The following is a 24,650-nucleotide window of genomic DNA, read 5'->3' on the forward strand; positions in this document are numbered from 1 at the left end:
GTTTTTTTTTCCCGCCGGCCCCCCCCCCGGTCCCCCCCCAAACCCCGGGCCCCCCGGGCCCCCCCCGCCGGGCTATCGGCGATTGCTTGCAATCGCCTGCCGCAAGTGAATTGCAACGCAATTCACGATAGGCAGCGCCCGACCGCCCCCGGGCGGGCGCTTCTGCACCGACACCATGCAGTGCCATCGTCGGATGTGGGTTGCACCATAAATCAACCAAAACACCCGTCGGTGCGCCCACCCGCGGTCGGGCCCTGCCCGGCTGGTCGTAAACTTTGAAGACCCACCTTCCCTCTATCCTTGAGAACAGTAGCATCAGGGCATTGACGCACGGCAGCGCCCCTGCTCCAATCGTCGCAGGGGAACCACCGCGATTGCCATGAAAAGCATCGACTGGAAAAACGATTACTACCCGCTGGAAACATTTGTGACCGGGCCCACAGCTTCGGGGGGTGACCTCGCTGCTGTCCGCGCGGGACTAGACCTGCTCATTCACCAGAAAGAGGAAAGGCTTCGAAAGCTGGCGGCGTTGGTTGGCAAATACAGTGTTGTACTCGATCATTCCGATCAATCGCTCATGGATCTCAACGCGTTTGTTTCAGAAGGATTGGAACCACACGCGCTACACGATCACATTTCGTTCGAATGGGCCGAAGTTTGCTTGGACACAGGCACATACATCGGCGAAACCGCCATTCTGAGGCACCCTGACCTCGAATGGGCGATCCTTGAAGAACAGGATCCGATTCATCCCTATTATCACGACATCGGTTTGCGCAGCGGCACCCTTCAGGCGCCGATCTTCTCACTCGCCTTCACCTATGCGCGGAACATTCTGGACCGGAACGTCGCCTTCCCGGAGCTTTACACACATCAGTTCCTTCTGATGATCCGGGATGTGAGGAGTTATCTGGCCGAGGAACGGATCAACTAGCAGGCCCCGCACTCCTCACCCCCGCAAATCAAGCAGCTCCCGCACCTTCGCCCGCTCCGTCCGGAACGCGTTGGCCGGGTGATCCGGATCCTCGTACCCGAAGGAAATCGCGCACAGCACCATCCGGCTCTCGTCCAGCCCGAAATGCCCCCGGATGAAATCGGCATAGCCCGCGACCGAGGCCTGCGCCACCGTCGCCACCCCCTGCGCCGTCGCGGCCAGCATGAAGCCCAGCACGAACTCCCCGCAATCATGCGCGCCATAGGCCCCCAGCTTCGCCTCCGAATGCACGATCGCCACGTGCGGCGCGTCGAACAGGTGGAAATTCCGCATCGCCTGCTCGGCCCGTGCCGCCCGGTCCTTCCGGTCGATCCCCACGGCACTGTAAAGCTGGTAGCCACAGGTCCGCCGCCGCTCGCCGTAAACCCCCGGATAGTCCTCGGGCCAAGCGAGATCCGGCCCCGGCTTGCCACCGGCCACCTCCTCCAGCAAGGCCGACCGAAACCGCTCCGTCTCGTCCCCTTGCGTCACAAGCACCCGCCACGGCTGGGCGTTGCACCACGAGGCGGCCTTGCCCGCCGTCTCCACGATCCGGCGGGTCACCTCCTCCGGCACCGGCTCGGGCCGGAACCCCCGGCAACTGTAACGCCCGTCCATCACGCGATTGAGCGCGTCGAAATCCTCCGGCACCCGGGCCTCCTTCAACTGTTCTGCGAAATCAGGTAGCCCACGCCGCCCGCCACGATCAGCCCCAGCACCACCGCCACGGCGATCTTCCACGCCGACCACGGCCGCTCGCCCTGCACCCGGCCGGTGCGCCCGTTGACGACGAAGCGATAGGTCTCGCCCCGGTACTTGTAGGCCGCCAGCCACACCGGCAGCAGCACGTGCTTGAAGGTCACGTCGCTGATCGCGGTGTCGATGTCATGAATCCTCTGCCGGTCGCCGCCGATGTCGAACCGCACGTCGCGGGCGATCACGTTGTCCATATGCGCCCGCGCCTCGACGAACCCCTCTTCCAGCTCCACCTGATAGCCCTCGGCCCGGAACCCGGCCAGGAATTCCGGCCGGTAGGGCTCCATCGCCGACAGGTCCCACGGCTCCAGCGCATCGGTGTACCGCTTGGGCAGCGTCCGCGAGGCCAGCACCAGCACGTCGTCGAAGAACCGCGCCACCCGCCCCGACACCGAGCGCCAGCGCACCTTCTGCACCCTGACCTGCTCGCGCTTGCCGTTCCGGGTCACCGTCTTGGTCTCGTAATAGACCGTGCCCCGCTCGCCCCGATAGCTCGACTTGGTATCGGCATCGAAGGTCCAGTAGGGCACGTAGATCCCCTGCATCTTCCGCCCCTTGCGGGCATACTCCTGCAGGCCCCCCGGCGCGAACCACAGCCGGCCCAGCCACTCGGTCATCGCCTGGCGCGCCGCCCGCTCGTCCAGCGCGAAGGGCAGCACCCCCTTGGGCTTGATATGCCGGTGCGTGCCGGTGCCGGTGACCACGGGCGTGGCGCAGAACGGGCATTCCTTGGAATGTGTGGCATCGTCGAACTCCACCCGCGCCCCGCAGCTCGGGCATTCCAGAACCCGCGTCTCCTCGATCTCCTCGTCGCCCAGTTCTCCGGCCAGCGCCGACTGGAAATCCAGCTCGCGGATGGTCGACTGCCACGGCCCCGCCTGCGCGATCTCCTCCACGTGGCCGCAATGGTCACAGACAAGCTCCCCCCTGTCCGGGTCGAACCGGTAATCCGCCCCGCACTGGTCACAGGGAAAGCGGTGCTCTTCCGGGGCGGGCGGCGTGGCGTCGACTTGGGTGTCGGGCGCGGGGGGCGGAGTGTCGACCATGGGCAAACCCTGAATTACTGCGTGATATCGGCGCCGAGCATACCCGAGCCCAGCCTGCGCGCCACCTCTTCGGCGATCCGATCGTGAATTTCCGCCCGATCGTGTTCTTCCAGACCGGTGCACAGCCGGTCGTCCCCCGTTTCCTCCGCCAGAATGGCCGGCCCACGCTCGGTACATTCGGGGAAGGCATCGAACCGGTCCGCCCCGTCGACCCGCGCATGGGCCATCGCCCCGGCCAGATGCGCGGCATCCAGTGCCGCCGGCACATCCTCCGCCCCACCGAGGTTGAGCAAATGCGAAGTCCCCGACAGGTCGGCAAAGGACGTCGTCTCGAACGCGGCGGCGAATTCCGGATCGATGGCGACCACCGACGCCACCCGGCCCTCCTGCAACGGCCCCTCGAGCGGGCCGGTCGCCACATCGTGCAACGACACGCCGGCCGCATCGAACCACCCGCAATCCATGCTCTGCCCCGGTGCGTCACAGGCAGCCGCCACGGCCCCGGCCGAAAGCCGCGCCCCGGCCAGTTGCAGCACGGCGGTGCCGCCAAGGAAAATGCCCACGGCGCCCACCCGGCCCGTGTCGACGCGCGGATCATCCGCAAGAACGTCCAGCACCGCCGACATGTCCTTCGGCCGCTGCCACAGCTCCGCCGGCGCCCGTGCCGCATCCGCAGGACCAAGCGCCGGGCCGCGCACCACGGCCACGGCGTACCCCTCATTCACCAGCCGGATGGCTAGCCAATCGCCACCCCCGGGCGCAGAGCGCATTCCGCCATGCGACAAAAGCACCAGCGGATGCTGTCCCTCCAGAGCAACGGCACCCGGCGCCGCGTCGACCGGAGTGAACACGGCGGTTCCGCCCACGGCCTCCGTTTCGACATCACCGGCAGGATAGAACAGGGTGATCGCCACCGCGGCCTCGCGATGGGCCACCGGCACCTCCAGATGCTCAACCCCGGCGCCGGCCACGGCCACGGCGGGCACAATCCCGGCCACAAGGCCAAGACCTGGAAGCAGGAACCGGCGACACCCGGCGCTTGGCCCCATCACGCCCCCGGCGGGGGCGGCGGCAGGATGGTGAACAACTGCGCCAGCTCCTGCACCTCCCCGGCCTTGAGCCAGCCATCCTGGCCTGCGGTCCAGACAAGGCTCTCGCGGGTCAGCTTGTTCTCGCTGGCCATCCGCCCCATTGCGGCCTTGGAATACGGCCCATGCGTCTGCCCGTTCTCGGCGATGTGCCAGACATGCTCGACCGGCGGCGGGGGCGGCGGCGCGGCAGCCGGCGCCTGCGCTTGCTGGCCTTGCCCGTTATTCCCCCACGGCCCGTTATTGCCGGAAAGCTGCTGCGCCATCGCCATGCCCATTCCCATGCCAAGCCCGGCCCCGATCCCGGCGCCCCCGCTGGGGTTCTTCGCCGCGGCCGTCATCGCCTCGGCCGCCGAGTACTGGGTGAACTTGCCCAGATCGCCCGCCAGACCCATCGAGGTGCGCTTGTCCAGCGCCTCCTCCACCGCGGGGGGGAGGGAAATGTTCTCGATATAGAACTCCGGAATGATCAGCCCGTACTCCGCCACCACGGCCGAGATTTCCGACGCGATCAGCTTGCCCAGGTCGGCCGTGTTCGCCGCCATGTCCAGCACCGGAATACCGCTCCCGGCAATGATCCGGCTGAAACTCTGCACGATGATGTTGCGGATCTGGAAGCTGATCTCGTCCATCGTGAATTCACCATCGGTGCCCACGATCTCTGTCAGGAACTTCGCCGGGTCGCTCACCCTGACTGAATAGGTCCCGAACGCCCTGATCCGCGTCGGCCCGAACTCCGGATCGCGCAGCATGATCGGGTTCTTCGTCCCCCATTTCAGGTCGTTGAACCTTGTCGTATTGACGAAATAGATCTCCGACTTGAACGGCGACTGGAACCCGTGATCCCAGTGCTGCAGCGTCGTCATGATCGGCATGTTGTTGGTCTCGAGCATGTAGAGCCCCGGCGTGAACACGTCCGCCAGCTGGCCTTCATGCACGAACACCGCCGCCTGCCCCTCCCGCACCGTCAGCTTGGCGCCGTACTTGATCTCGTGCCCCTCGCGTTCGAACCGCCAGACCATCGTGTCGCGCGTATCGTCGACCCAGTGAATGACGTCGATGAACTCGCCCGTCAGGAAATCGAAAATGCCCATGTCTCAGGTCTCCTCAAAAAATCAAATCTGCCCCGGGTCCCCGTCCAGTATCCGGCTGATCAGCGGGCGGGCCTGATCCAGCGTCATCCCCGGTGTCAGGGTCGGATGATACAACAGCCGCAGCAATTCTTCATCATGCGTTGTCAGGAAGGCGAATTCATTGTCGTCGTTGAAGATCGACGGGCGCGCGGTCGAGCTGTCATTGCCAAGCCCCAGCCCCTGCGCCAGCTCCTCGTGGATGCAGGACCGGCGCATCAGGTCCGGCTGTTCGCTGCGGATCAGCACGATCGCCTTGTCGAAGGTATGCAGCGCGCCGGGACGCCCGAACGTCATCACGAAACAGTAGAACTTGCGCGGCGGGTTCTCGAAGATGTCCCGCGAGGCCGCCCCGATCGTCGGCGCCAGCTCCAGCACCCGCGCCACCGTATCCTGCCGGTCATCCTCCGAGGCGATGATCACGTGGAAATTCGGTGCCCCGTCATCCAGCGCGATATCATGCCCCGTGACCCGCGACAGCCGCGCGGCATAGCCCCTGATGGCGGCGGTGTCGCCTTCCTTGATCTCTTCCGGAACCGTCTTGCCGTACTCGATCGTCATCCGGACCGGCTTGACCCACTTGCGCAGAACGTCCGGCCCGTCCTTCGATTCCTCGAGCCCCCCACCCGGCGTATACTCGTTGTAGAACGCGATACGCTCGAAATTGCGCGAGACGTCCCGCTCGGTATAGGGCGTGTCCACCCCGCCCCCGCCCGTCCGCAGCAGGCCCTGCGTCAGCAATTGCGACTGCAGCCGGGTGTAATACCGGCTCAGCGCCGCGCTTTCGGCCGAGGGCTCGTAGGGTTTCTCGGTCACCAGCCCGTCGGGCCGGGCATGCGGCTTGCTGGCCGGCTCCTGCGGCGTATCACAGGACGCCAGCAGAACCGCGCCCGCAAGCGCACCGATCCACAGCGGCCGGAGCCGCCCTATGCCAACTGGTCTGTCCAACTGACGCCTCAGGTCCTGGGCACGGCGGTGCCGGCATTGTCGCCCACACCGTCGCGGCGTGACTTGGCCGATGCCAGCGTGTCGCGCAAATCCTTTTCCATCTTCTTCAGATCCTCTTCGGCGGCGGCCCGTTTCGCCTTGCCCTCGTCGGCGATCTGCAGGCTTTCCTCGATCGTCCCGATCAGGTCGGCATTGGCCTTCTTCACCGCCTCGATATCGAACACGCCGCGCTCCATCTCCTGCCGGATCATCTTGTTGCTCTCGCGCAGGTTCTCGGCATTGGCGGTCAACAGGTCGTTGGTCAGGTCATTGGCATCCCGAACCGCCGCCGCCGCCTCGGCCGAGCGCTGCATCGTCACCGCCTGCGCCAGCTGCGTCTCCCACAGCGGCACGGTGTTCACCAGCGTCGAGTTGATCTTGGTCACAAGGCTCTTGTCGTTCTCCTGCACCAGCCGGATCGACGGCAGCGACTGCATCGTCACCTGCCGCGTCAGCTTCAGGTCATGCACCCGGCGCTCGAGGTCGTCCCTCGCCGCCCGCAGGTCGCGCAGCTCCTGCGCCTTCATCACCTGCTGGTCCTCCGGCGCGGCCTGCACTTCCTTGTCCTTCGCCGGGATCACCTGCTCGTCCAGCTCCTTCAGCTTCTCCTCGCCCGCCGCGATATACAGCGCCAGCTCGTCATAGAAGGTCAGCGTCTTGTCATAGAGCAGATCGAGCGACTTGATATCCTTCAGCAGCACATGCTCATGCTCCAGCAGATCGTCGGTGATCCGGTCGATCTGCCCCTGCACATCCTCGAACCGCGCGGTGAACTTGGCAAAGGGCGCGGCTCGGCCCAGAAGCTTCTCCCACCACGTCCGCTCGCGCCGCACATCCAGCTCCGAGACCGAGAAGCCCCGGATCGTCGTCACGATATTCCGCAGGCTGTCGCCCGCCGGGCCCACATCCTTGTTGCGCACGCCCGACAGCATGGATTGCGAAATTTCCTGCAACTCCGCCTGCGCGCCCGAGCCGAAGGACACGATCGAATTCGTGTCGCTCATGTCGATCTCGTCCATCCGCTTGCGGATCTCGGCCCCCTGCGCCGGGTCCGCCTTCTCCAGCGGCACGATGGCATTCGCCTCCGTCGGTTCCGGGAGGATCACGCGGCTCACTTCCTCGACTTCGGCCAGCGAGGCCTCGGCTTTCTGACGGCTGTTTTCAGACATGACGTTCGGGTCCTTATCCGTTGGGGTTGGCCGGGCGAATGCCCTCGCGTTCAAGCCGGTCGCGCAGCACCTCGATCTCGATCTCCAGATCGGCGGAATCGTCGCTCAGAAGCGCCCGGGTCTTGGCGTTGAAATTCTGTTCAAGATCGGTCAGCAGACCGAAATAATCCTCCCGCGCCTTGGCATCGCGGGACCGCGCATAGACATCGGCGAACTTCACCGTCGCGTCCTTCGCGCCCATCAGGTACACGGTCAGGTACTTGCGCGCCCCGGTCAGGTCCCGCGGGTCGTTCTCGATGGTGCGCAGCATCTCCCGCACGCTCACCTGGAACCGCTCCACCCGGCCCTCGGCCTGCCGGTCGCCGGCGCGCTGCACGGCGTCCATCATCTCCTTCAGATACGCCTCGGCCTTGTCCACGGCCCGCGCCACCCGGTCGGTCTGGAACTGGTCGACCCCCTCCATGCCCTTGTTCTTCATCGGGTCGACCCCGAAGGAAAACACATGCAGGCCCGTGGTCACCACGCCGAAGATGATCGGCGCCACCATGCCCGGCTCGGCCTTGTAGGCGGCAATCGCGATCCCCAGCCCCGCCAGCACCGACGAGAACAGCTTGCGCGGAATGCCGGGGCTCCGCGCCACCTTCCTCGCATTATACGCGGCCTCGGCCCTCAGCCCGTTGCGCAGCATCCACGCCGACAGCGTCAGCACCCCGGCCGCCACCGCGCCCAGCGCCAGCCCGGTCGCGCCTGCGGTGATCGAGGTGAACAGCACCACCGCCGCGGGCAGGAACATCAGGTTCGCCCGCGCCCCCGCCGGGTCGACCCTTGCCCCGCGATACAGAACCGCGTCGGTCTCGTCCGGCCCCTGCACATCGCGTCCGTCCGGGCTGTATTTGCCGCCGAATTTCCTTGCCATGCCGCTCACAGCCCTCCAAGCAGGCCGCTCGTGACACCGAGCATCAGGATGAACAGGGCCGCATAGGCGATTTTCTGCACACTCGTTCCCCTTGTCGTCAGCGCGATCTCCTGGCCCAGCGACCGGGCCTCGCGCGTGGCCCGGGTCAAGGCGGACACGGCGAAACCGGCCAGCGCAATCAGCGCCAGTGCCAGGATAACGAGCATTAACAGGCGCGCCATGCCGGGCCATCTCCCGCTGTCGGTGGCTCTTCACTCCCCCGAAACTTAGGTCATGGCGTCAGGCGTTGCTAGGGTAAACATCGCCTTAACACCCTGTCACGACCCGATAACCGCTTCAGTGGCGCGAGGCCGTCCGCCGCTGCGCGTTCAGCTTGCGCGTATAGCCCGACTGGATCACCTCTACCGCCACCAGCACGATGACCGAGAAGTAGAAGGTCGTCTTCGACATCGGCACCACCTCGTAGCCGAAGAACCGAAGCGCCAGCGCCTCGTCATGCACCGCATGCGCCGCCGCCTGCCCCGCCTCGCCCAGCAGGACCACACCGACGATCAGCAGGATGAAGAGGCCCAGCACCTCGTACATCCGGTTCTTCTCCAGGAACCGCGTCACCCCGTCCGCCAGCAGCAGCATCGCCAGCCCCGACAGGATGATCGCCGTCGCCAGCACGAGGAACACATCCGTGATCGCCAGCGCCGACAGCACCGAGTCGAAGGAAAAGATCAGGTTCATCATCACGATCATGATCACCACCTGCGCCGCCGACTTGCCCGGCTTGTCGCTCATGTCCGTGTCCAGATGCTCGATCGTCAGCATGTGGCCGATCTCCTTCACCGCCGTGTAGATGATGAAAATCCCGCCGATGATGAACACGCAGGTCGCGAAATTCACGCCGCCGGTCAGCACCCCCTCCCAGTCGAACACGTAGAACGGCTCGGCCAGCGCATCGATCAGCTCGATCATCACGAACAGCAAGATCACCCGAAGCGCCACGGCAATGATGATCCCCCAGTACCGCACCGATTTCTGCTGCGCCACCGGCGCCCGCTGGGATTCGATCGAGATGTAGAGAAGGTTGTCAAAGCCCAGCACCGCCTGCAAAAAACACAGCATCAGCAGGTTGCCAAGGTTTTCGATGGTCAGAAGATCGGCCATGGGAAAAGCCCCTCGCGTTTGAAAATCACACGAAGGGGCTTAGCCGAGACGGGCCGGTATAGGAAACGAAACCTCGCTCAGGCCGCCTTGTCGAACGGCGCCGGCAGGTCGCCCTGCTCCCGCGCCGCGTCGATCGCCGCCTGCCAGTCTTCCTCCAGCGTCGCGGCAAGCTGCGCGAAATCGTCGATGGCGAAATAGACCGGCTGCACGATGTCGATCCGGTAGGGCATCCGCAGCACCCGGTGCAGATCGAACGGCTCGATCACCGCCTGCCCGCCCTTGGCATGGGCGGCCTCCGCCGGCGACGACACGATCCCGGCGCCGAACGCCCGGTACCCGTCCCCATGACGGATCATCCCGAACTCCACGGTGAACCAGAACAGCCGGAACAGGTGCCAGCTATAGCCCTTGCCCAGCGCCTTCGCCTTCTTCCCCACACCCTCGATGAAGGCCACGTAATCGGGGTTGGTCAGCAGCGGGCAATGGCCGAACACCTCGTGAAACAGGTCCGGCTCCTCGATATACGCCATCTGCTCCCGCCGCCGCAGGAAGGTCGCCACCGGGAACTTCCGCTGGCTCAGCAGGTCGAAGAACCGGCTCGGCGGAATGATCGCCGGCACGCCCTCGACACCCGCGCCGGTCAGCTCCGCCAGCCGCGCGTCGATCTCCTTGACCTGCGGCACCTTCCCGGCCTTCAGCCCCAGCAGCTCGACCCCCTCGAAATATTCCGGCGTCGCCTTGTCCCGCAAATACGCCATCTGCGCCTCGAACAGCTCGCCCCAGACGGCATCCTCCTCCGGCGAATAGCTGTAAAACCCCTCCGCATCCGGCGTTTTCGACGTATAGGTGGTGTCCGTGTCCATGGTCTCTCTCCTTTCCATCATCCTACCACGCCCCGCCTGAAGGGTTTTCCCGAACACCCCCCGATTTCCATGAAATTTTCCGATCAGGAAACAGCCCTTCTTAGGGAAATCCAGCAGGATAGCGCCGCCTCCCTCGCCACGCTGGCCGACCGCGTCGGCATGGCCCAAAGCACCCTCTGGCGCAAGCTGCAGGAGTTCGACGCCGCCGGCATCGTCACCGCCCGCGTGGCGATCCTCGATCCCGCCAAGGTCGGGGCCAAGCTCTGCGTCTTCGCCACCGTCTCGCTGCAGGACCATTCCGAGGCCTCGCTCGCCGCCTTCTCCCGACTGATCGACCGGCACCTCGAAATCCTCGAATGCCACGCCATCACCGGCAGCGCCGACTACATGCTGAAGATCCACACCGCCGACGTCGAAAGCTACGAGCATTTCATGACCAACGCCCTCCTGCGCAGCGACGTGGTCCGCGCCGTCCATTCCAGCTTCTCCCTGAAGGCGCTCAAACGGACAACGTCGCTCCCGGTCTGACCGTCGGATTTTGAGTATTTTCAGAACAATGAAAGAGCCAACGCCCGGCTTCTTCTGGCCGGAAATATCCCGGGGGGAGCGTTGAAATCTCCTGATTTCAATGCGGGGGGCAGCGCCCCCTAATCCGCCCGCAGCACGGCCCCCGGGTTCATGATGCCCTCCGGGTCCAGCGCGCGCTTGATCGCCCGCATCGCCGACAGCTTCGCCGGATCGCCATAGCGCTCCAAATCATCCACCTTCAGCCGCCCGACCCCGTGCTCGGCACTCACCGACCCGCCCAGTTCATGCACGAGGTCATGCACCACCCGCTTGATCTCGTCCCGCTGCCCGGTGAAGGCCTCCTTGCGCTCCCCCTTCGGCGGGAAGACGTTGTAGTGCAGGTTCCCGTCGCCCACATGCCCGAAACAGTTGACCCGGAACGCCCCCAACGCCGCCATCGCCTCGTTCCCCCGCGCCATGAACTCCGGCAGCGCGCCCAGCGGCACGGAAATGTCGTGCGAACTCACCGACCCGATCCGCCGGTTGGCCTCGGGGATCGTCTCCCGCACCTCCCAGAACGCGGCCCGCTGCGCCTCCGACTGGGCGACCATGCCGTCGCTCACCAGCCCCGCCTCGAACGCCTCGGCAAAGAGCCGCTCCAGCGCCTCCGCCGGCTCCAGCCCCTTGGCCAGCCCGATATCGATCAGCACCAGCCACTCCGGCGCGTCGTCGAACGGCAACCGCACATCCGGCATCGTCTCGGCCAGGAATTCCAGCCCCGCCCGGTGCATCAGCTCGAAGGCCGACACCCCCTCCGCCATGTGCTCCCGCGCCAGCGCCAGCAGCGAAAGCGCCTCGCCGGGCCCCGGCACCGCCATAAGCGCCGTCCCCTCGCCCGCGGGCTTCGGGTGCAGCACCAGCGTCGCCGCCGTGATCACCCCCAGCGTCCCTTCCGAGCCGATCAGCAGGTCGCGCAGGTCATACCCCATGTTGTCCTTCCGCAGCCGCCGCAGCCCGTGCCAGACCTGCCCGTCCGGCAGCACCGCCTCGAGCCCGAGGCACAGCGCCCGCGCATTGCCATAGCGCAGCACGTTCACCCCGCCCGCATTGGTGGCCAGCATCCCGCCGATCCGCGCGCTCCCCTTGGCGGCGATCGACAATGGAAACAGCCGGTCCACTGCCTCGGCCGCCGCGTGGATATCCGAGAGGATCGCGCCCGCCTCGACCTCCATCGCGTTCTCCTCGGGCCAGACGCCCCGCACCTTTCGCATCCGCTCGAGGCTCAGCAGCATCGGCGCCGGCCCCTCCGCCACGATCTGCCCGCCGACCAGCCCCGTGCCGCCGCCATAAGGCACCACCGGCACCCTTGCCGCCGCCGCCGCCTTCACACAGGCCGCCACATCCTCCACGCAATCCGGCGCCACCAGCACGCCCGCCTGACCGGCCCAGCGCCCGCGCGGCTCCTCCAGGTAGGCGGGCGTCACCTCGCGAAACGCCGCCTCCGGCAGCACCTCCCGCAGCCGCCCGACAAAGGCCTCGTCAACCGAATTCAAAACCATCTCAACCCCTTGCGCGCCGATCCTGCATCACTCGAAGAGCTTCAGAAGCCCCTTCGTGGCCTCCTCCTCCAGCTTCCGCTTCAGCGCATCCTCGACCGACTCGTCCTCTTCCACCTTCACGCCCAGCTCCTTCTCGACCGCGCGCCGCACCTCCTCCTCGGCCTTCTCCTCCAGCTCCTTCCGCTCCTCCCGGAAGTTTCGGTCGATCGCGGCCTCGAGGTCCGGCACGATCTCCGGATCGTCCCACGACCCCCGGATCCGCACCGGAATGGCCAGCCCCTTGGTGCTCTCCCCCTCCAGCAGAACCGGCGTGAACAGGTAATCGATCCGCCGCTGACCCAGCGCGATCATGCCTTCCCCCTCGGCCTTCGCCAGCGGCAGTTGCAGCAACAGGTCGTCGTTCCGCGCCACCCCGTTCTCCATCCTGAACGTCGCCCCCATCGTGTCGAAGATCGTCGTGCCGCCCGTCGCCACGCCCGACCGCATCAGCTTGTCGAGGTCGAAACCCTTGATCACACCGCGCCCGGTCTGAATTGCGCCCTCACCGCTCAGCGAACTCATGATCGCCTGCTCCGTGTTGCCCACGCCAAGGAAGCTCAGGCTGGCATCCGCCTCGCCGGAAAACCGCGTGATCCCGGCCGCATCGGTCAGGAAACGCTCCATGTCGATCCCCGCCGCCTTCAGGTCGCCGCCCACCGACAGGCCCGAGCGGTTGTTGACCACGAAATTCCCGGCAATCAACGCGTTATACGCCCGAACTTCACGCAGATCGAACACCAGCCGCGACCGGTCCAGCGTGATCATCGACCGCACCGTGCCAACCTTCAGATCGCCGAGGTCGACGCTTTCGGCGGTCAGCGCCACCTCCGCATTCGCCAGGCCCAGCGCCGAGGCGTCGATCGGCTCGGTCGACCATCCCTTCTCCGCCGCCACCGACGCGCGCCCCGCGCTCGCCTCGCCGCCGCTCTCGCTCTCCATCCCCGTCAGGTCCAGCGCGCCCGCATTGATCTGCGCCGACACCACCGGCCGCTCGCCGCCCAGATCCACATCCGCCGCCCCGCCGATCCGGTTGCCGTCAAGCTGCAGCGCCACCTCGCGCAGCGACAGCCGCTGATCGGCGCTGTAGGTCACCAGCGTCTCGCCATTGATACTCCGCCCCAGCCCGGCCGGAATATCCGCCGCAGGCCCGCCCAGCGCCGCCATGAAGGCGCGCGTATCCGACACCGCCGCCGTCACCCGGCCCTGCACCTCCGGCGCGGCACTCGCCCGGCCAAGGAACGTGGCCTCGCCCCCCTTCGTGCTCACCGTCGCCTTCACGTCGCTCACCGCGCCGTCGATGAACTCGCCCACCCGGTCGAGATAGCCCTCGATCCGCACCGCCTCCCCGGCCGGCCGCAGCGTCATGTCGAAGGTTGCCCGCCCCTCGTATTCCGGCCAGCGGAAATCGAACGCCATGCCGCGCATCTCGGTCCGCTCGCCGGTACCGTGATCGGTGTAAAGAAACGTCGCGTCCTGCACCAACGCCCGGTCCAGCGTCAGCGCCAGCCGGTCCGACCGCGCCATCCGCTCGCCCCCACTCGGCGCCGCGTCCTCGCCCGCCTGCCCCGAGGGCGCCACGCCCTCGACATTCAGTTCCCAGTTCACCCGCCCGTCGGCGGCCTTCTCGAGGTTGATGACCGGCCCCACCGCCTCCAGCCCGGTGATCCGGATATCGCCGCCCCAAAGAACCTGCGGCTCCACCCCGATCTTCAGGCTCTCGGCGCGAAAGATCGGCGCGCCGTCGCTCCACTCGGCATTGGCCACCGTGACCGCCCCGGTACTGACGCCGAGGATCGGATAGAAGCTCAGCGTCGTCTCCCCGCTCATCGTCACCTCGCGGCCGGTCCAGCTCGACAACTGGCTCGCCGCGACCTTGGCGATCTTCTCGCCCGGCAGAAGCAGGAAAACCCCGGCCACCAGCACCACCGCCAGCAGCAACAGCCCGAAGGCCCGCACGATCCAACGCATACCGCTCACCCCTCCGCGTCTTTTCCCGCAAGGTTAGGCCCCGCCGCCCCGCGCAACAACCTCGTTTTCACTTTCGCAGGGGGGCGCGAGCCACTATATCGCGCCACATGAGCACCAACCCCCCCGACCTGCGCCCCGATCTCGCGCGCTCCACCATTTCCGAGGCAAGCCGCCCGGGCCAGCCGGTCATCGGCATGGTCTCCCTCGGCTGCCCCAAGGCGCTGGTCGACAGCGAACGGATCCTCACGCGGCTCCGGGCGGAGGGCTACGGCATTTCCCCCGATTACGGCGGGGCCGACGCGGTCATCGTCAACACCTGCGGCTTTCTCGACAGCGCCAAGGCCGAAAGCCTCGAGGCCATCGGCGAGGCGCTTCAGGAAAACGGCCGCGTGATCGTCACCGGCTGCCTCGGCGCCGAGCCCGAATACATCACCGGCACCCATCCCAAGGTGCTCGCCGTGACCGGGCCGCATCAATACGAACAGGTGCTCGACGCGGTCCATACCGCCGTCCCGCCCAGCCCCGATCCCTTCGTCGACCTGCTGCCCTCCTCGGGAGTGAAACTCACACCCCGGCATTACAGTTACCTAAAGATATCAGAGGGCTGCAACCACAAGTGCAAGTTCTGCATCATCCCCGACATGCGCGGCCGCCTCGCCTCCCGCCCGGCCCACGCCGTGCTGCGCGAGGCCGAGAAGCTGGTCGAGAACGGGGTGCGCGAACTCCTCGTCATCAGCCAGGACACCTCCGCCTACGGGGTCGATACGAAACACGCCGAAACCGGCGGCCACCGCGCTCATATCACCGACCTCGCCCGTGACCTCGGCGATCTCGGCGCCTGGGTCCGGCTGCACTACGTCTACCCCTACCCGCATGTGCGCGACCTGATCCCTCTGATGGCCGAAGGGCGTATCCTGCCTTACCTCGACATCCCCTTCCAGCACGCCCATCCCGACACGCTCAAACGCATGGCGCGTCCGGCGGCGGCCGCGAAAACCCTCGATGAAATCAACGCGTGGCGCGCTATCTGCCCCGATATTGCCCTGCGCTCCACCTTCATCGTCGGCTACCCGGGCGAAACCGAGGCGGAATTCCAGACCCTCCTCGACTGGCTCGACGAAGCGCGTCTCGACCGTGTCGGCTGCTTCAAATACGAAAACGTCGAAGGCGCCCGCTCCAACGCCCTCCCCGACCACGTGCCCGAACCGGTCAAGGAAGAGCGCTGGCAGCGGTTTATGGAAAAGGCACAGGCCATTTCCGGGGATAAACTGGCCGCCAAGGTCGGATCTGTACAAGACGTCATCGTCGACGACATCGACGCTGACGGCATCGCCACCTGCCGCACCAAGGCCGACGCCCCCGAAATCGACGGTTGCCTCTTCATCGACGAGGGCACCGGGAACCTTTCCGTCGGCGATATCGTCACGGTCGAGGTCGACGAGGCGGGAGAATATGATCTGTGGGGACGATTGAGGTAGATCATTCGGATGAAGCCAGAAACTCGGAAGTTCCTACTTCAAAATACCAGTCTCGGAGCTCTTTTCGGAGTGGTGATTGGGGGTGCGTTCGTTTGTATAATAGAGTCCGACTTAGATGGTGATTACGTCAAGTACGGTACTTATGGCATTACAGTAATCGTCGGGCTCGTCGCCTCTACGCTCGCACTGACAGCAGCCTTGTCCAACATTGAAAATCAAAACCAAGTGGCTCAAGAGGTTCGAAATGCAGCATTGTCAGCTGCAAAAGCCACGTTGCCTCTCGCGCTTACAGAACTGAGCCATATTTGCGAACGAGGAGCGGAGCTTAGTCTCAAACGAAATGCAGGTCCACTTTCGAGTTCGGGTGACATAGAACCGGGCCCCTTAATTGAAGAGCTTCTTCTGTCAAAGGAGTCACTCTCGGCAATCAAGGAAACAATTCAATTTTCAGATCCTTCCGACAAAGATCATCTGGCAGACTTAGTTCTGCACGTACCAAGTTTTGTTTTCAAGAACGAAAGGTTTCCTGTTCTCTGAACGAAGTTCGTTGGTGGTCAATCACGAACAAGCCGTAGACTGGGCAGTTCTATTGAGAATGGTCGGTAATTGCTATGAATTCGCTCGTGGCGAAGAAACACATATTGAAACCGATCTCGGTGTATTGAACCTGCGCGGGGTCTTCACCGTAAGATTGATGGTCGCTTCGCTCGACGCGGGCTTGGAAGAAGAAATAGGGCGCCGTGAAAATATGGAAGATCCAAAGATCTTCTAAACTACTCGTGGCGCGCAGGGAACCATTCCGCCACCACAGCGCTTGATCTACCCCATGACGTCGCGTCGCCCCCGGTTTCAAACCGGCCGAAAACAAACCACAGTTTCGCACGGATGCCGACATCAGGATGTCGTGGAGAGATGCCAAGAACCGGGCAGGAGGTACCGGGACCATGTCCTATCCCAATTACACCCGCGCCGAACGCTGGGCCGACGGCATCGTCCACGTGATCGGCGTCACCGCCGCGCTGGCCGGCGTCGCCACGATCTTCTGGATGTGGTACCAGCACATGCCGTGGTCGACCTTCGTCGCCACCTCGGTCTATGCCGCCGGCCTCATCCTGATGCTCACCGCCTCCGCCGCCTATCACCTCGGCGCCCATACCGCCGCCCGCCCGATCCTGCGCCGCATCGACCACGCCGCCATCTACCTCAAGATCGCCGGCACCTTCACGCCCCTCAGCGTGCTGCTCGGCACCGCCTTCGGCTACATCGTGCTCGGGATGGTCTGGCTGCTGGCCCTCGTCGGCGCGGCGGCAAAACTCATGTCGGCCCGTGGCGCCATGAGCACCGGCTGGTGGCCCCAGGTCGCGCTCGGCTGGATCGGCGTCGCCCTCATCGTCCCGCTCTGGACGCTGCTGCCCCCGCAAAGCCTCTGGCTGATCCTCACCGGCGGCATCATCTACTCGGTCGCGGTGATCTTCTACTGCTGGGAATCGCTGCGCTATTCCAACGCCATCTGGCACGCCTTCGTGCTGGTGGCGACGGGCTGCTTCTTCATGGGCATCTCCGCCGCCCTGGCCAACGCCGTCCAGATCCCCCTCTGACCCGGCCTCAGAACCGCCGCCCCCGCTTCAGCCCGTCGAACAGCTCCGCATTCCGGCACATCGCCGGCGCCTGCTCCGCCACCTCGACCCGCGCCGCCAGCCACCGCTCGCAGCCACAGGGATCGGCACAACCGGTACAGCGCAGCACCGCATCCCCCAGCGTGTCGATCTGCAGCTTGCCCTGCATGATCTTCTCTTCCAGGTCGATCCCCAGCGCATTGGCCATCCGGTCCACCAGATCGGCATGACGCTTGTAGGTCAGGTTGGGCATGTCGTCTCTCCCGTCGCGTTATACGCCACCAAGGCTAGACCGCCCCGCACCCTCCCGTCCTTGACCTGCATCAACCGAACGCCTCCAGCCACGCCCGCACGCAGGTCTGCACATGCCGGAACCGGTCGCCGCCCAGATGCTTGCCGCCATACCAGCGCGTCACCACCAGGATCCGGTCGGTCACGCCATCCCGCTCCAGCATCCGCAGGATCACGTTGCCGGCGCCCGATTCGCCGTCATCCCCCTTCAGCGGCGTCCCGTCCGACAGGATCACCGCCCAGGTATTATGCGTGGCCTTGGCGAATTTCTTGTCCCGCTTCAGCTCGGCTAGGAAGGCCTCCGCCGCCTCCCGGCTGGCCGCCACACCGCCCGAGACGGCGTATTTCGACCCCCGGTCGCGCACCACATCCGGCAGTTGCTGCATGCCCCGCGTCTCAGAGCCCGGCGGCCACGCGCCGCACCGTCTCGATCCGGTCGGCATTGCGCGGGTGGGTGCCGAGGAAGGTGTCGCCGGGGTCGGCGATCCGCATGAAATACTCTGCCCCCAGCACCGGATCATAGCCCGATTCGTGGGCGATCACCGTGCCGATGGCATCCGCTTCCAGCTCGAAATCTTTGGAATACCGCCGCGCGCCCACGCCCGCGCCCATGTTCACCGCCGCCTCGATCCCGGCCGAATTCGCCCCCGAGAGCGAGGCCAGCCCGCCCATCAGGATCGCGCCGGCCATGGCGTTCTGCTGCTGCCGCGGGATGTGGCCCGCGATATGGTGCGCCGCCTCGTGGCTCATGACAAAGGCAAGCTGGTCGGCATTCTGCACATCCGCCAGAAGTGACCGGGTGAAGGCCAGGATCGGCCGCCCGTTCTTGTCGAGCGTCTGGTAGGCGTTGGGCTGCAACCCCTCGCGATCGTCCAGGACGATGCGGAAATCGCAATTCGACGAGCGCGCGCGGCTCCGGCAGAACCCTTCCGCCACCGGCTCCACCCGGCTCACCACCGACCGGAACCGCTGAATGTCGCTCGCGCCGGGCGATTGCGGCGCCCGTGCCACGGCGTCGGGCCCCGGCGCCGGCGCCGTCGTCACGCAGCCCGCCAGACCGATCATCACACTCAACAACAGAAACCAGCGCATCGCATTCCTCAATCGTCGTCTCCCTAGGTTTTAGCAGGGAATGCGCCGCCCGCCAGCCCCCGAATGGAAACGCACGGCCCCGCTTGCAATGCCCCGCCAAGGGAATAAGGTGGCCCCATGTTTTCCATCGAACACGAATTCGACGCCACCGTCATCACCCTCGTCGACGAAGGCCGCCCGCGGCTCGAGGAAGACGTGATCATCAACGCCTTCGAGGAATGCGTCACGATCGAGCAATACGATCCGCGCACCGACCGGGTCGAGAAGATCACCCTCTCGCCGGCCCAGCTGCGCGATCTCGGCGCGGCGCTCAACCTGCCCGAAGGGGTCTATTCGCTGAACGGCAAGACGCTCAACGAACGCTGAACACCTTGTCGCGCGCCGTCGCGCCCCGGATCAGCTCAAGCCGCGATTTCGGCACGCCCATCGCCTTGGCCAACAGCTTCTGCACCGCCGCGTTCGCCTTGCCGCCCTCGGGCGCGGCCGTCACGCTGACCCGGATCTGCCCCTCGCGCAGCACGATTCCGTTGGCCGCGGCCCCCGGCGTCACCCGCACCGTCACGGTCGCGCTGGCCTCGGCAAGATGGCTCAGATCGGGCAGTTTCATGCACCCAAGCCCTAGCCGCTTTCCCTGTCCTGCGGAAGATGCAGGGTTGACCCCCGCGCGCTGGCACCCGACATGTAGGCGCGCAACAGGACAGGAAGACGTGCATGCCCGATCCGAACCCGGCCGCGATGGAGTTTCTGCTCAACCGCCGCTCGCGCCCCGCCAAGACGCTCACCACCCCGGTGCCCGACCGCGCGGCGTTGATGCCGATCCTGACCGCCGCGGCCCGCAGCCCCGATCACGGCAAGCTCGAACCCTGGCGTTTCATCGTGCTGGAACGGGGTGCCCTCCTGCGCCTCGCCGCGCTGGTCGATGAATGCGGCGAACGCCTCGGCAAGCCGCCCGAGGATATCGCCAAGGCCCGCGCCCAGTACACCGATGCCCATCTCGCCGTCGCCGTGGTCGAGGTACAGAAACCCTCGGGGAAAATTCCGCTCCTCGAACAGACCTATTCCGCCGGGGCCGTCTGCCTCGCACTCCTGAACGCCGCGCTGGCCTCGGGCTGGGGCGCCAACTGGCTCACGGGCTGGGCTGTCCATGACCGCGACTTCGCCGAGACGGGCTTCGGCCTCGAGGCGGGCGAACGCATTGCCGGGCTGATCCATATCGGCACCGAAACCTCGGCCCCGCCGGACCGCCCCCGCCCCGATCTCGACGCCATCACCACCTGGGTAAGCGAATGATCTTCTCGAGCTTCTTCAAGGCCCTGGGCCAACTGGGCGACCCGCGCTTCCGCAAGGTCCTGTTTCTCGGCATCGGCCTGACGCTGGCGCTGCTGATCGCCACCTATGCCGGGCTTCTCGCCGTCATCGAATGGCTGACGGGCGAGACGACCAACCTCCCCATCGTGGGCGAGGTCACGTGGGTCGGCGACCTGCTCAGTTTCGGCTCCCTCTTCCTGATGCTGTTTCTCTCGGCCTTCCTGATGGTGCCGGTGGCCTCGGCCATCACGTCGATGTTCCTCGACGAGGTCGCACAGGCCGTCGAAGACCGCCATTACCCGCGCCTGCCGCCGGCCAACCGCGTACCTTTCGGCGAGGCGGTGAAGGACACGATCAATTTCCTCGGCATCATCATCGCCGCCAACCTTCTCGCCTTATTCCTCTACGTCGCCTTCACCCCCGCCGCGCCCTTCATCTTCTACGCGATGAACGGCTACCTCCTGGGGATGGAGTATTTCACCCTCGTCGCCATCCGCCGCGTCGGCCGGCAAAAGGCCAAGGAACAGCGCCGCCGCCACGTCACGACGATCTGGCTGGCGGGCATCCTGATGGCCCTGCCGCTGTCGATCCCGCTCATCAACCTCATCATCCCGATCCTCGGCGCGGCGACCTTCACTCACATCTATCACCGGCTGTCGGGCAACGCCTGAGCCGCACCCTGACCGGCAAATCTGAAAATAGCGTTTAAACCGGGCCGTTGCGCAACGCGCCTTGTGTCAACGGCCCCCGGCCACCGACCCCGCACCGACGCGATACCGACAAAATACCGACGTGATACCGACGTCGGAATCCCAGCAAAACAACGCCGTTAACCACCGAGTCGTCACGCCAGCGACGTCACCCACAATATCGTGGCATCCTCGTCGCTGACCGACACCACGTTATGCCCCATCGTCGCGTCGTAATAGGCGCTGTCGCCCCGACGCATCTCGATCGGCTCGTAGAACTCGGTGAACAGCCGCACCACCCCGGTCAGCACGTAGAGGAACTCCTCCCCGTCATGCCGCACCCAGCCGTCGAACTCCTCGACCGACCTTGCCCTGATCCGCGCCCGATAGGGCAGCATCCGCTTCTTCGAGAGCGCCTCGCCCAGCAATTCATGCTCGTACGTGGTGGTCGCGTGATGCGTCCCCTCGCCCGCCTTCGTCACCGCCAGCCGCCCGCTGATCTGGTCCCGCTGCGGCGGCGTGAACAGTTGCGGCACCGAGATCTGCAAGCCCACCGCCAGCTTCTTCAACGCCTCGTAAGTCGGTGACATCTGGCCGTTTTCGATCTTCGACAAGGTCGAGCGTGCCAGCCCGGCCTGCTTCGCCGCCTGCTCCAGCGTCCAGCCGCGCCCCTTCCGAAGCTCCCGCACCCGCTCGCCCAGATTGAGCGGTTCGGCCTGCTCCTCCGCCCCGTCCTGGCGCGAGATCCTGATAAGGTTTCCGGGCAGCGTTTCCTTCATGCGAAACGCTATACGCCCGGCCCGAACGACTTGCAACTGAGCCCGCCTGTGCCTAGAGCAAACCCATGGTGTCCCAGACGCATTCACCGGCCTTCGCGCCCTGCCCCGCGCCCTTCAACCTCGCGGCCCACGTCCTGCGCCACGCCGACGCGACCCCCGACAAGGTGGCCCTCGCCGTCCTCGGCCTCTCCGGCGCCGAACGCTGGAGCTACGCCAAACTCAAGGCCGCCGTGCTGGGCACCGGCACGGGCCTCCTGCAATCCGGCCTCCAGCCCGGCGACCGCGTCCTCATGCGCCTCGGCAACACCGTCGAATTCCCCATCGCCTATCTCGGCGCCATCGCCGTGGGCCTCGTCCCCGTCCCCACCTCCTCGCAGCTCACCGAGCGCGAGGTCGCCAGCATCATCGCCACCACCGCCCCCGGCGCCATCCTCCGCGACCCCGCCATCGCCTGCCCGGACACGGATATCCCCGTCATCACCCCCGATGCCCTCGCCACCATGCGCGCCCTGCCCCCCGCCGCTTACGACATGGGCGACCCCGACCGCATAGCCTACATCATCTACACCTCCGGCACCTCCGGCACGCCCCGCGCGGTGATGCACGCCCACCGGGCCATCTGGGCCCGGCAGATGATGGTCGACGGCTGGTACGGCCTGCGCGACACCGACCGCCTCTGCCACGCCGGCGCCTTCAACTGGACCTACACGCTGGGCACCGGCCTGATGGACCCGTGGACAGCCGGCGCCACCGCCCTCATCCCCCAATCCGGCATCGACGCGGGCCAGCTTCCCCTGCTGATGAAACGCCACGACGCCACGATTTTCGCCGCCGCCCCGGGCGTTTATCGCAAGTTCCTCAAGGACGGCACGACCCTCGACCTGCCCAAGCTCCGCCACGGCCTCTCCGCCGGCGAAAAGCTCGCCGACACGATCCGCGAGGCATGGGGCACCGCCACCGGCACCGAGATCTTCGAGGCCTACGGCATGTCCGAATGCTCCACCTTCATCTCCGCCGCTCCCGGCCATCAGGCCCCGCCGGGCACGCTCGGCTACCCCCAGCCCGGCCGCCGCGTTGCCGTCATCGGCGAAAACGGCCTCGTGCCGCTGGGCGAGGAAGGCACCATCGCCATCCACCGCTCCGACCCCGGCCTGATGCTCGGATATCTCGGCGCCCCCGAGGCCACGGCGGCCAAGTTCCGCGGCGACTGGTTCCTCACCGGCGACCAGGGCGCGATGGACGACACCGGCGCCATCACCTATCTCGGCCGCGCCGACGACATGATGAACGCCGGCGGCTTCCGTGTCTCGCCAATGGAGGTCGAGGCCGTGCTCAACGCCCATCCCGGCATCCTTCAGGCCGCCGTCACCGATATCGAGGTCAAGGCCGACGCCCGCCTGATCATGGCCTTCTACACCGGCCCCGAACCGCTGCCCGAGGCCGATCTGCACGCATTTGCGAAAGAGCGGCTGGCAGGCTACAAATGCCCCCGCGGTTTCTTCCACCTCGACGCGTTGCCCACCGGCGCGAACGGCAAAATCCTGCGCCGCGAATTGCGGCCGATCTACAAGGCGCTCCATGGTCAAGCTTGATATCATCTCCGACCCGATCTGCCCCTGGTGCTATATCGGGAAAACCCTGCTCGACAAGGCGCTGGCCGAACGCCCCGACCACCCGTTCGAGATCGAGTGGCACCCGTTCCAGCTCAACCCCGACATGCCGCCCGAGGGGATGGACCGCCACACCTACCTCGAACGGAAATTCGGCGGGCAGGAAGGCGCCGCGCGCGCCTATGCGCCCATCGTCGAGGCGGCCGAGGACGCAGGGCTCGAGCTCAATCTCGCCGGCATCACCCGCACGCCCAACACGCTCGACGCCCACCGCCTGATCCACTGGGCCGGCATCGAGGGCAGGCAGATGGCCGTCGCCATGGCACTCTTCCGCGCCTATTTCCACGAGGGCCGCGATATCGCCGATCACGACACGCTGGCCGATATCGCCGACGGGGCCGAGATGGATGCCGCCGTGGTGCTGAAATTGCTCAAATCCGATGCCGACCTCGAAGGTATCCACAAGAAGGATGCCGGTTTTCGTGAAATGGGGATCACCGGCGTGCCCACCTTCATCGTCGCCGGCAAGCATGCCGTGCCCGGCTGCCAGCCGCCCGAGCTCTGGATCAAGGTAATCGACGAGATCAACAACCAGCCCGCGCAGGCCGGCAAAGGCTGAGCGGCACTCCGGCGAAGTTGCGCCACCACCGCGCGCTGCCTTCGCAAATTGCCAACGCGGCGGCCCCAGACAGGTCACCTCCGCAGCGCCCAGCCGCACCGGCAAGGCCCCGCGCACCCCGCCCGTTAACCCCTCGGCAACACCTCTCCTCCCCACCCGGCCCGTTGCCTCCCCGGACCGGTTCCTTTAACAAACCGATTGTTACGATATAACGTAGCGAATCACGCCGGGCGGCGCGCCCGCCCGGCCCTGCCAACACCGATCCAAAAGGGACATTGCCCATGCAAACGCTCTTCCTCAGACATGCCGCCGCCCTGGCCGCCGGCGCCCTGCTTGCCCTCGCAACCCCGGCGCTCGCCTCGGACTCCACCGAGAAATCCCATGATCACGACCACGATCATTCCCATTCCGAGACCAAGGAGCAGGCCGAGATCTACAAGGGCTATTTCGAGGACAGCCAGATCGAAGCCCGCGCCCTCTCCGACTGGGAAGGCGACTGGCAATCGGTCTACCCCTACCTGATGGATGGCAGCCTCGCCCCGGTGATGGAGCACAAGGCCGAGCACGGCGACAAGACCGCCGAGGAATACCGCGCCTATTACGAGATCGGCTACGCCACTGATGTCGACCGCATCGAGATCGCCGGCGATCAGGTCACCTTCCACGAGGGCGACAGCTCGGTCTCGGGCACCTATGCCGATGACGGCTACGAGATCCTGACCTACAAGAAGGGCAATCGCGGCGTCCGCTTCATCTTCGAAAAGACCGAGGGCGACGAGGACGCCCCCGATTACATCCAGTTCAGCGATCACCGCATCGCGCCTGCCAAGGCCGACCATTACCATCTCTACTGGGGCGACGACCGCGCCGCCCTGCTCGAAGAGGTCACCAACTGGCCCACCTACTACCCGGCCGATCTGAGCGTCGACCAGATCGTCGAAGAGATGACGGCCCACTAAGGCCCGTCACCCGGCGCGCGTCTCCGCTCCTTCCCTGTTGCGGGGCGCGCGCC

29 protein-coding genes are annotated in these 24,650 nt (G+C 65.9%); 12 read left to right on the forward strand and 17 right to left on the reverse strand.

What is annotated here, in order from left to right; all coding sequences use genetic code 11:
- Positions 1–379 precede the first annotated feature (379 nt).
- On the forward strand, positions 380–934 hold the full coding sequence (locus tag RLN94_RS01550) for a hypothetical protein (RefSeq protein WP_350131000.1): 555 nt from the start codon (positions 380–382) through the stop codon (positions 932–934).
- Positions 935–949: 15 nt separating this feature from the next.
- Here RLN94_RS01550 and RLN94_RS01555 read toward each other — a convergent pair whose 3' ends face one another.
- The 10 genes from RLN94_RS01555 to RLN94_RS01600 form a co-directional block, all read right to left on the reverse strand.
- On the reverse strand, positions 950–1,624 hold the full coding sequence (locus RLN94_RS01555; protein ID WP_350159174.1) for a nitroreductase: 675 nt from the start codon (positions 1,622–1,624) through the stop codon (positions 950–952).
- Positions 1,625–1,635: 11 nt separating this feature from the next.
- Positions 1,636–2,775 (reverse strand): TFIIB-type zinc finger domain-containing protein, encoded by a 1,140-nt coding sequence (locus RLN94_RS01560; RefSeq protein ID WP_350131001.1) that lies wholly within the window; start codon positions 2,773–2,775, stop codon positions 1,636–1,638.
- Between the two features lie 14 nt (positions 2,776–2,789).
- On the reverse strand, positions 2,790–3,773 hold the full coding sequence (locus RLN94_RS01565) for an alpha/beta hydrolase family protein (RefSeq protein ID WP_350131002.1): 984 nt from the start codon (positions 3,771–3,773) through the stop codon (positions 2,790–2,792).
- 50 nt (positions 3,774–3,823) lie between these two features.
- The gene (locus tag RLN94_RS01570; RefSeq protein ID WP_350131003.1) at positions 3,824–4,957 is read right to left on the reverse strand and encodes an SPFH domain-containing protein; all 1,134 of its coding nucleotides are present in this window, start codon (positions 4,955–4,957) and stop codon (positions 3,824–3,826) included.
- A 21-nt stretch (positions 4,958–4,978) separates the two neighbouring features.
- Positions 4,979–5,941, reverse strand: coding sequence for a DUF2927 domain-containing protein (locus RLN94_RS01575; protein ID WP_350131004.1), 963 nt, complete (start codon positions 5,939–5,941; stop codon positions 4,979–4,981).
- Between the two features lie 8 nt (positions 5,942–5,949).
- Positions 5,950–7,149, reverse strand: a complete 1,200-nt coding sequence (locus RLN94_RS01580) for a toxic anion resistance protein (RefSeq protein ID WP_350131005.1) — start codon at positions 7,147–7,149, stop codon at positions 5,950–5,952.
- A 13-nt stretch (positions 7,150–7,162) separates the two neighbouring features.
- A complete protein-coding gene (locus RLN94_RS01585; protein WP_350131006.1) occupies positions 7,163–8,065 on the reverse strand; it encodes a 5-bromo-4-chloroindolyl phosphate hydrolysis family protein in 903 nt (300 codons plus the stop codon).
- A gap of 5 nt (positions 8,066–8,070) precedes the next feature.
- Entirely contained in the window at positions 8,071–8,286 is a 216-nt protein-coding gene (locus RLN94_RS01590) for a hypothetical protein (RefSeq protein WP_350131007.1), read from the reverse strand.
- 115 nt (positions 8,287–8,401) lie between these two features.
- Entirely contained in the window at positions 8,402–9,220 is an 819-nt protein-coding gene (locus RLN94_RS01595; protein ID WP_350131008.1) for a TerC family protein, read from the reverse strand.
- 77 nt (positions 9,221–9,297) lie between these two features.
- Positions 9,298–10,083: a phenylalanine 4-monooxygenase gene (locus RLN94_RS01600; protein ID WP_350131009.1), complete on the reverse strand. Its 786-nt coding sequence runs from the start codon at positions 10,081–10,083 to the stop codon at positions 9,298–9,300.
- Between the two features lie 69 nt (positions 10,084–10,152).
- On the opposite strand from RLN94_RS01600, the gene RLN94_RS01605 reads away from it, so the two are divergent.
- Positions 10,153–10,611, forward strand: a complete 459-nt coding sequence (locus RLN94_RS01605) for an Lrp/AsnC family transcriptional regulator (protein WP_350131010.1) — start codon at positions 10,153–10,155, stop codon at positions 10,609–10,611.
- A gap of 119 nt (positions 10,612–10,730) precedes the next feature.
- On the opposite strand, the gene RLN94_RS01610 is transcribed toward RLN94_RS01605, so the two are convergent.
- On the reverse strand, positions 10,731–12,149 hold the full coding sequence (locus RLN94_RS01610) for an FAD-binding oxidoreductase (protein WP_350131011.1): 1,419 nt from the start codon (positions 12,147–12,149) through the stop codon (positions 10,731–10,733).
- 27 nt (positions 12,150–12,176) lie between these two features.
- Positions 12,177–14,156 carry an AsmA family protein gene (locus RLN94_RS01615; protein ID WP_350131012.1) on the reverse strand — a complete coding sequence of 660 codons (1,980 nt, stop codon included), beginning with the start codon at positions 14,154–14,156 and terminating at the stop codon, positions 12,177–12,179.
- A gap of 107 nt (positions 14,157–14,263) precedes the next feature.
- On the opposite strand from RLN94_RS01615, the gene rimO reads away from it, so the two are divergent.
- The 4 genes from rimO (at position 14,264) to trhA (ending at position 17,232) form a co-directional block, all read left to right on the forward strand.
- Positions 14,264–15,634: a 30S ribosomal protein S12 methylthiotransferase RimO gene (gene rimO, locus RLN94_RS01620; protein ID WP_350131013.1), complete on the forward strand. Its 1,371-nt coding sequence runs from the start codon at positions 14,264–14,266 to the stop codon at positions 15,632–15,634.
- A gap of 9 nt (positions 15,635–15,643) precedes the next feature.
- Positions 15,644–16,171: a hypothetical protein gene (locus tag RLN94_RS01625; RefSeq protein WP_350131014.1), complete on the forward strand. Its 528-nt coding sequence runs from the start codon at positions 15,644–15,646 to the stop codon at positions 16,169–16,171.
- Between the two features lie 13 nt (positions 16,172–16,184).
- Positions 16,185–16,406 carry a hypothetical protein gene (locus RLN94_RS01630; RefSeq protein ID WP_350131015.1) on the forward strand — a complete coding sequence of 74 codons (222 nt, stop codon included), beginning with the start codon at positions 16,185–16,187 and terminating at the stop codon, positions 16,404–16,406.
- 172 nt (positions 16,407–16,578) lie between these two features.
- Positions 16,579–17,232: a PAQR family membrane homeostasis protein TrhA gene (gene trhA / locus RLN94_RS01635; RefSeq protein ID WP_350131016.1), complete on the forward strand. Its 654-nt coding sequence runs from the start codon at positions 16,579–16,581 to the stop codon at positions 17,230–17,232.
- A 7-nt stretch (positions 17,233–17,239) separates the two neighbouring features.
- Here trhA and RLN94_RS01640 read toward each other — a convergent pair whose 3' ends face one another.
- The 3 genes from RLN94_RS01640 to RLN94_RS01650 all read right to left on the reverse strand — a co-directional run bounded on the left by RLN94_RS01640 (position 17,240) and on the right by RLN94_RS01650 (position 18,633).
- Positions 17,240–17,503 (reverse strand): DUF6455 family protein, encoded by a 264-nt coding sequence (locus RLN94_RS01640; protein WP_350131017.1) that lies wholly within the window; start codon positions 17,501–17,503, stop codon positions 17,240–17,242.
- A 70-nt stretch (positions 17,504–17,573) separates the two neighbouring features.
- Positions 17,574–17,927, reverse strand: a complete 354-nt coding sequence (locus RLN94_RS01645) for a YigZ family protein (protein WP_350131018.1) — start codon at positions 17,925–17,927, stop codon at positions 17,574–17,576.
- Positions 17,928–17,937: 10 nt separating this feature from the next.
- Positions 17,938–18,633, reverse strand: coding sequence for a M48 family metallopeptidase (locus RLN94_RS01650; protein WP_350131019.1), 696 nt, complete (start codon positions 18,631–18,633; stop codon positions 17,938–17,940).
- A 117-nt stretch (positions 18,634–18,750) separates the two neighbouring features.
- Between RLN94_RS01650 and RLN94_RS01655 the strand changes: the two genes are divergently transcribed.
- Positions 18,751–18,999 (forward strand): DUF8831 family protein, encoded by a 249-nt coding sequence (locus tag RLN94_RS01655; RefSeq protein WP_350131020.1) that lies wholly within the window; start codon positions 18,751–18,753, stop codon positions 18,997–18,999.
- Here the strand turns inward: RLN94_RS01655 and RLN94_RS01660 are convergent.
- Positions 18,986–19,240, reverse strand: a complete 255-nt coding sequence (locus RLN94_RS01660) for a DUF167 domain-containing protein (protein ID WP_350131021.1) — start codon at positions 19,238–19,240, stop codon at positions 18,986–18,988. The two genes, RLN94_RS01655 and RLN94_RS01660, sit on opposite strands and share 14 nt — an antisense overlap.
- A gap of 104 nt (positions 19,241–19,344) precedes the next feature.
- Here RLN94_RS01660 and RLN94_RS01665 point away from each other — a divergent pair, with 104 nt between their 5' ends.
- Complete coding sequence (locus RLN94_RS01665; protein WP_350131022.1) at positions 19,345–19,923, forward strand: nitroreductase family protein; 579 nt, start codon at positions 19,345–19,347, stop codon at positions 19,921–19,923.
- Positions 19,920–20,612 (forward strand): EI24 domain-containing protein, encoded by a 693-nt coding sequence (locus tag RLN94_RS01670; RefSeq protein WP_350131023.1) that lies wholly within the window; start codon positions 19,920–19,922, stop codon positions 20,610–20,612. The genes RLN94_RS01665 and RLN94_RS01670 overlap by 4 nt, the downstream gene beginning before the upstream one ends.
- 173 nt (positions 20,613–20,785) lie before the next feature.
- On the opposite strand, the gene RLN94_RS01675 is transcribed toward RLN94_RS01670, so the two are convergent.
- Positions 20,786–21,409: a helix-turn-helix domain-containing protein gene (locus RLN94_RS01675; RefSeq protein ID WP_350131024.1), complete on the reverse strand. Its 624-nt coding sequence runs from the start codon at positions 21,407–21,409 to the stop codon at positions 20,786–20,788.
- Positions 21,410–21,474: 65 nt separating this feature from the next.
- On the opposite strand from RLN94_RS01675, the gene RLN94_RS01680 reads away from it, so the two are divergent.
- The 3 genes from RLN94_RS01680 to RLN94_RS01690 all read left to right on the forward strand — a co-directional run bounded on the left by RLN94_RS01680 (position 21,475) and on the right by RLN94_RS01690 (position 24,597).
- Positions 21,475–23,001 (forward strand): class I adenylate-forming enzyme family protein, encoded by a 1,527-nt coding sequence (locus tag RLN94_RS01680; RefSeq protein ID WP_350131025.1) that lies wholly within the window; start codon positions 21,475–21,477, stop codon positions 22,999–23,001.
- Positions 22,988–23,638, forward strand: coding sequence for a DsbA family oxidoreductase (locus tag RLN94_RS01685; RefSeq protein WP_350131026.1), 651 nt, complete (start codon positions 22,988–22,990; stop codon positions 23,636–23,638). The genes RLN94_RS01680 and RLN94_RS01685 overlap by 14 nt, the downstream gene beginning before the upstream one ends.
- Before the next feature lie 281 nt (positions 23,639–23,919).
- Complete coding sequence (locus RLN94_RS01690; protein ID WP_350131027.1) at positions 23,920–24,597, forward strand: ZinT family metal-binding protein; 678 nt, start codon at positions 23,920–23,922, stop codon at positions 24,595–24,597.
- Positions 24,598–24,650: the final 53 nt, after the last annotated feature.

Origin of the sequence: Roseovarius sp. (assembly GCF_040223625.1) — a bacterium.
Lineage (GTDB): Bacteria > Pseudomonadota > Alphaproteobacteria > Rhodobacterales > Rhodobacteraceae > Roseovarius.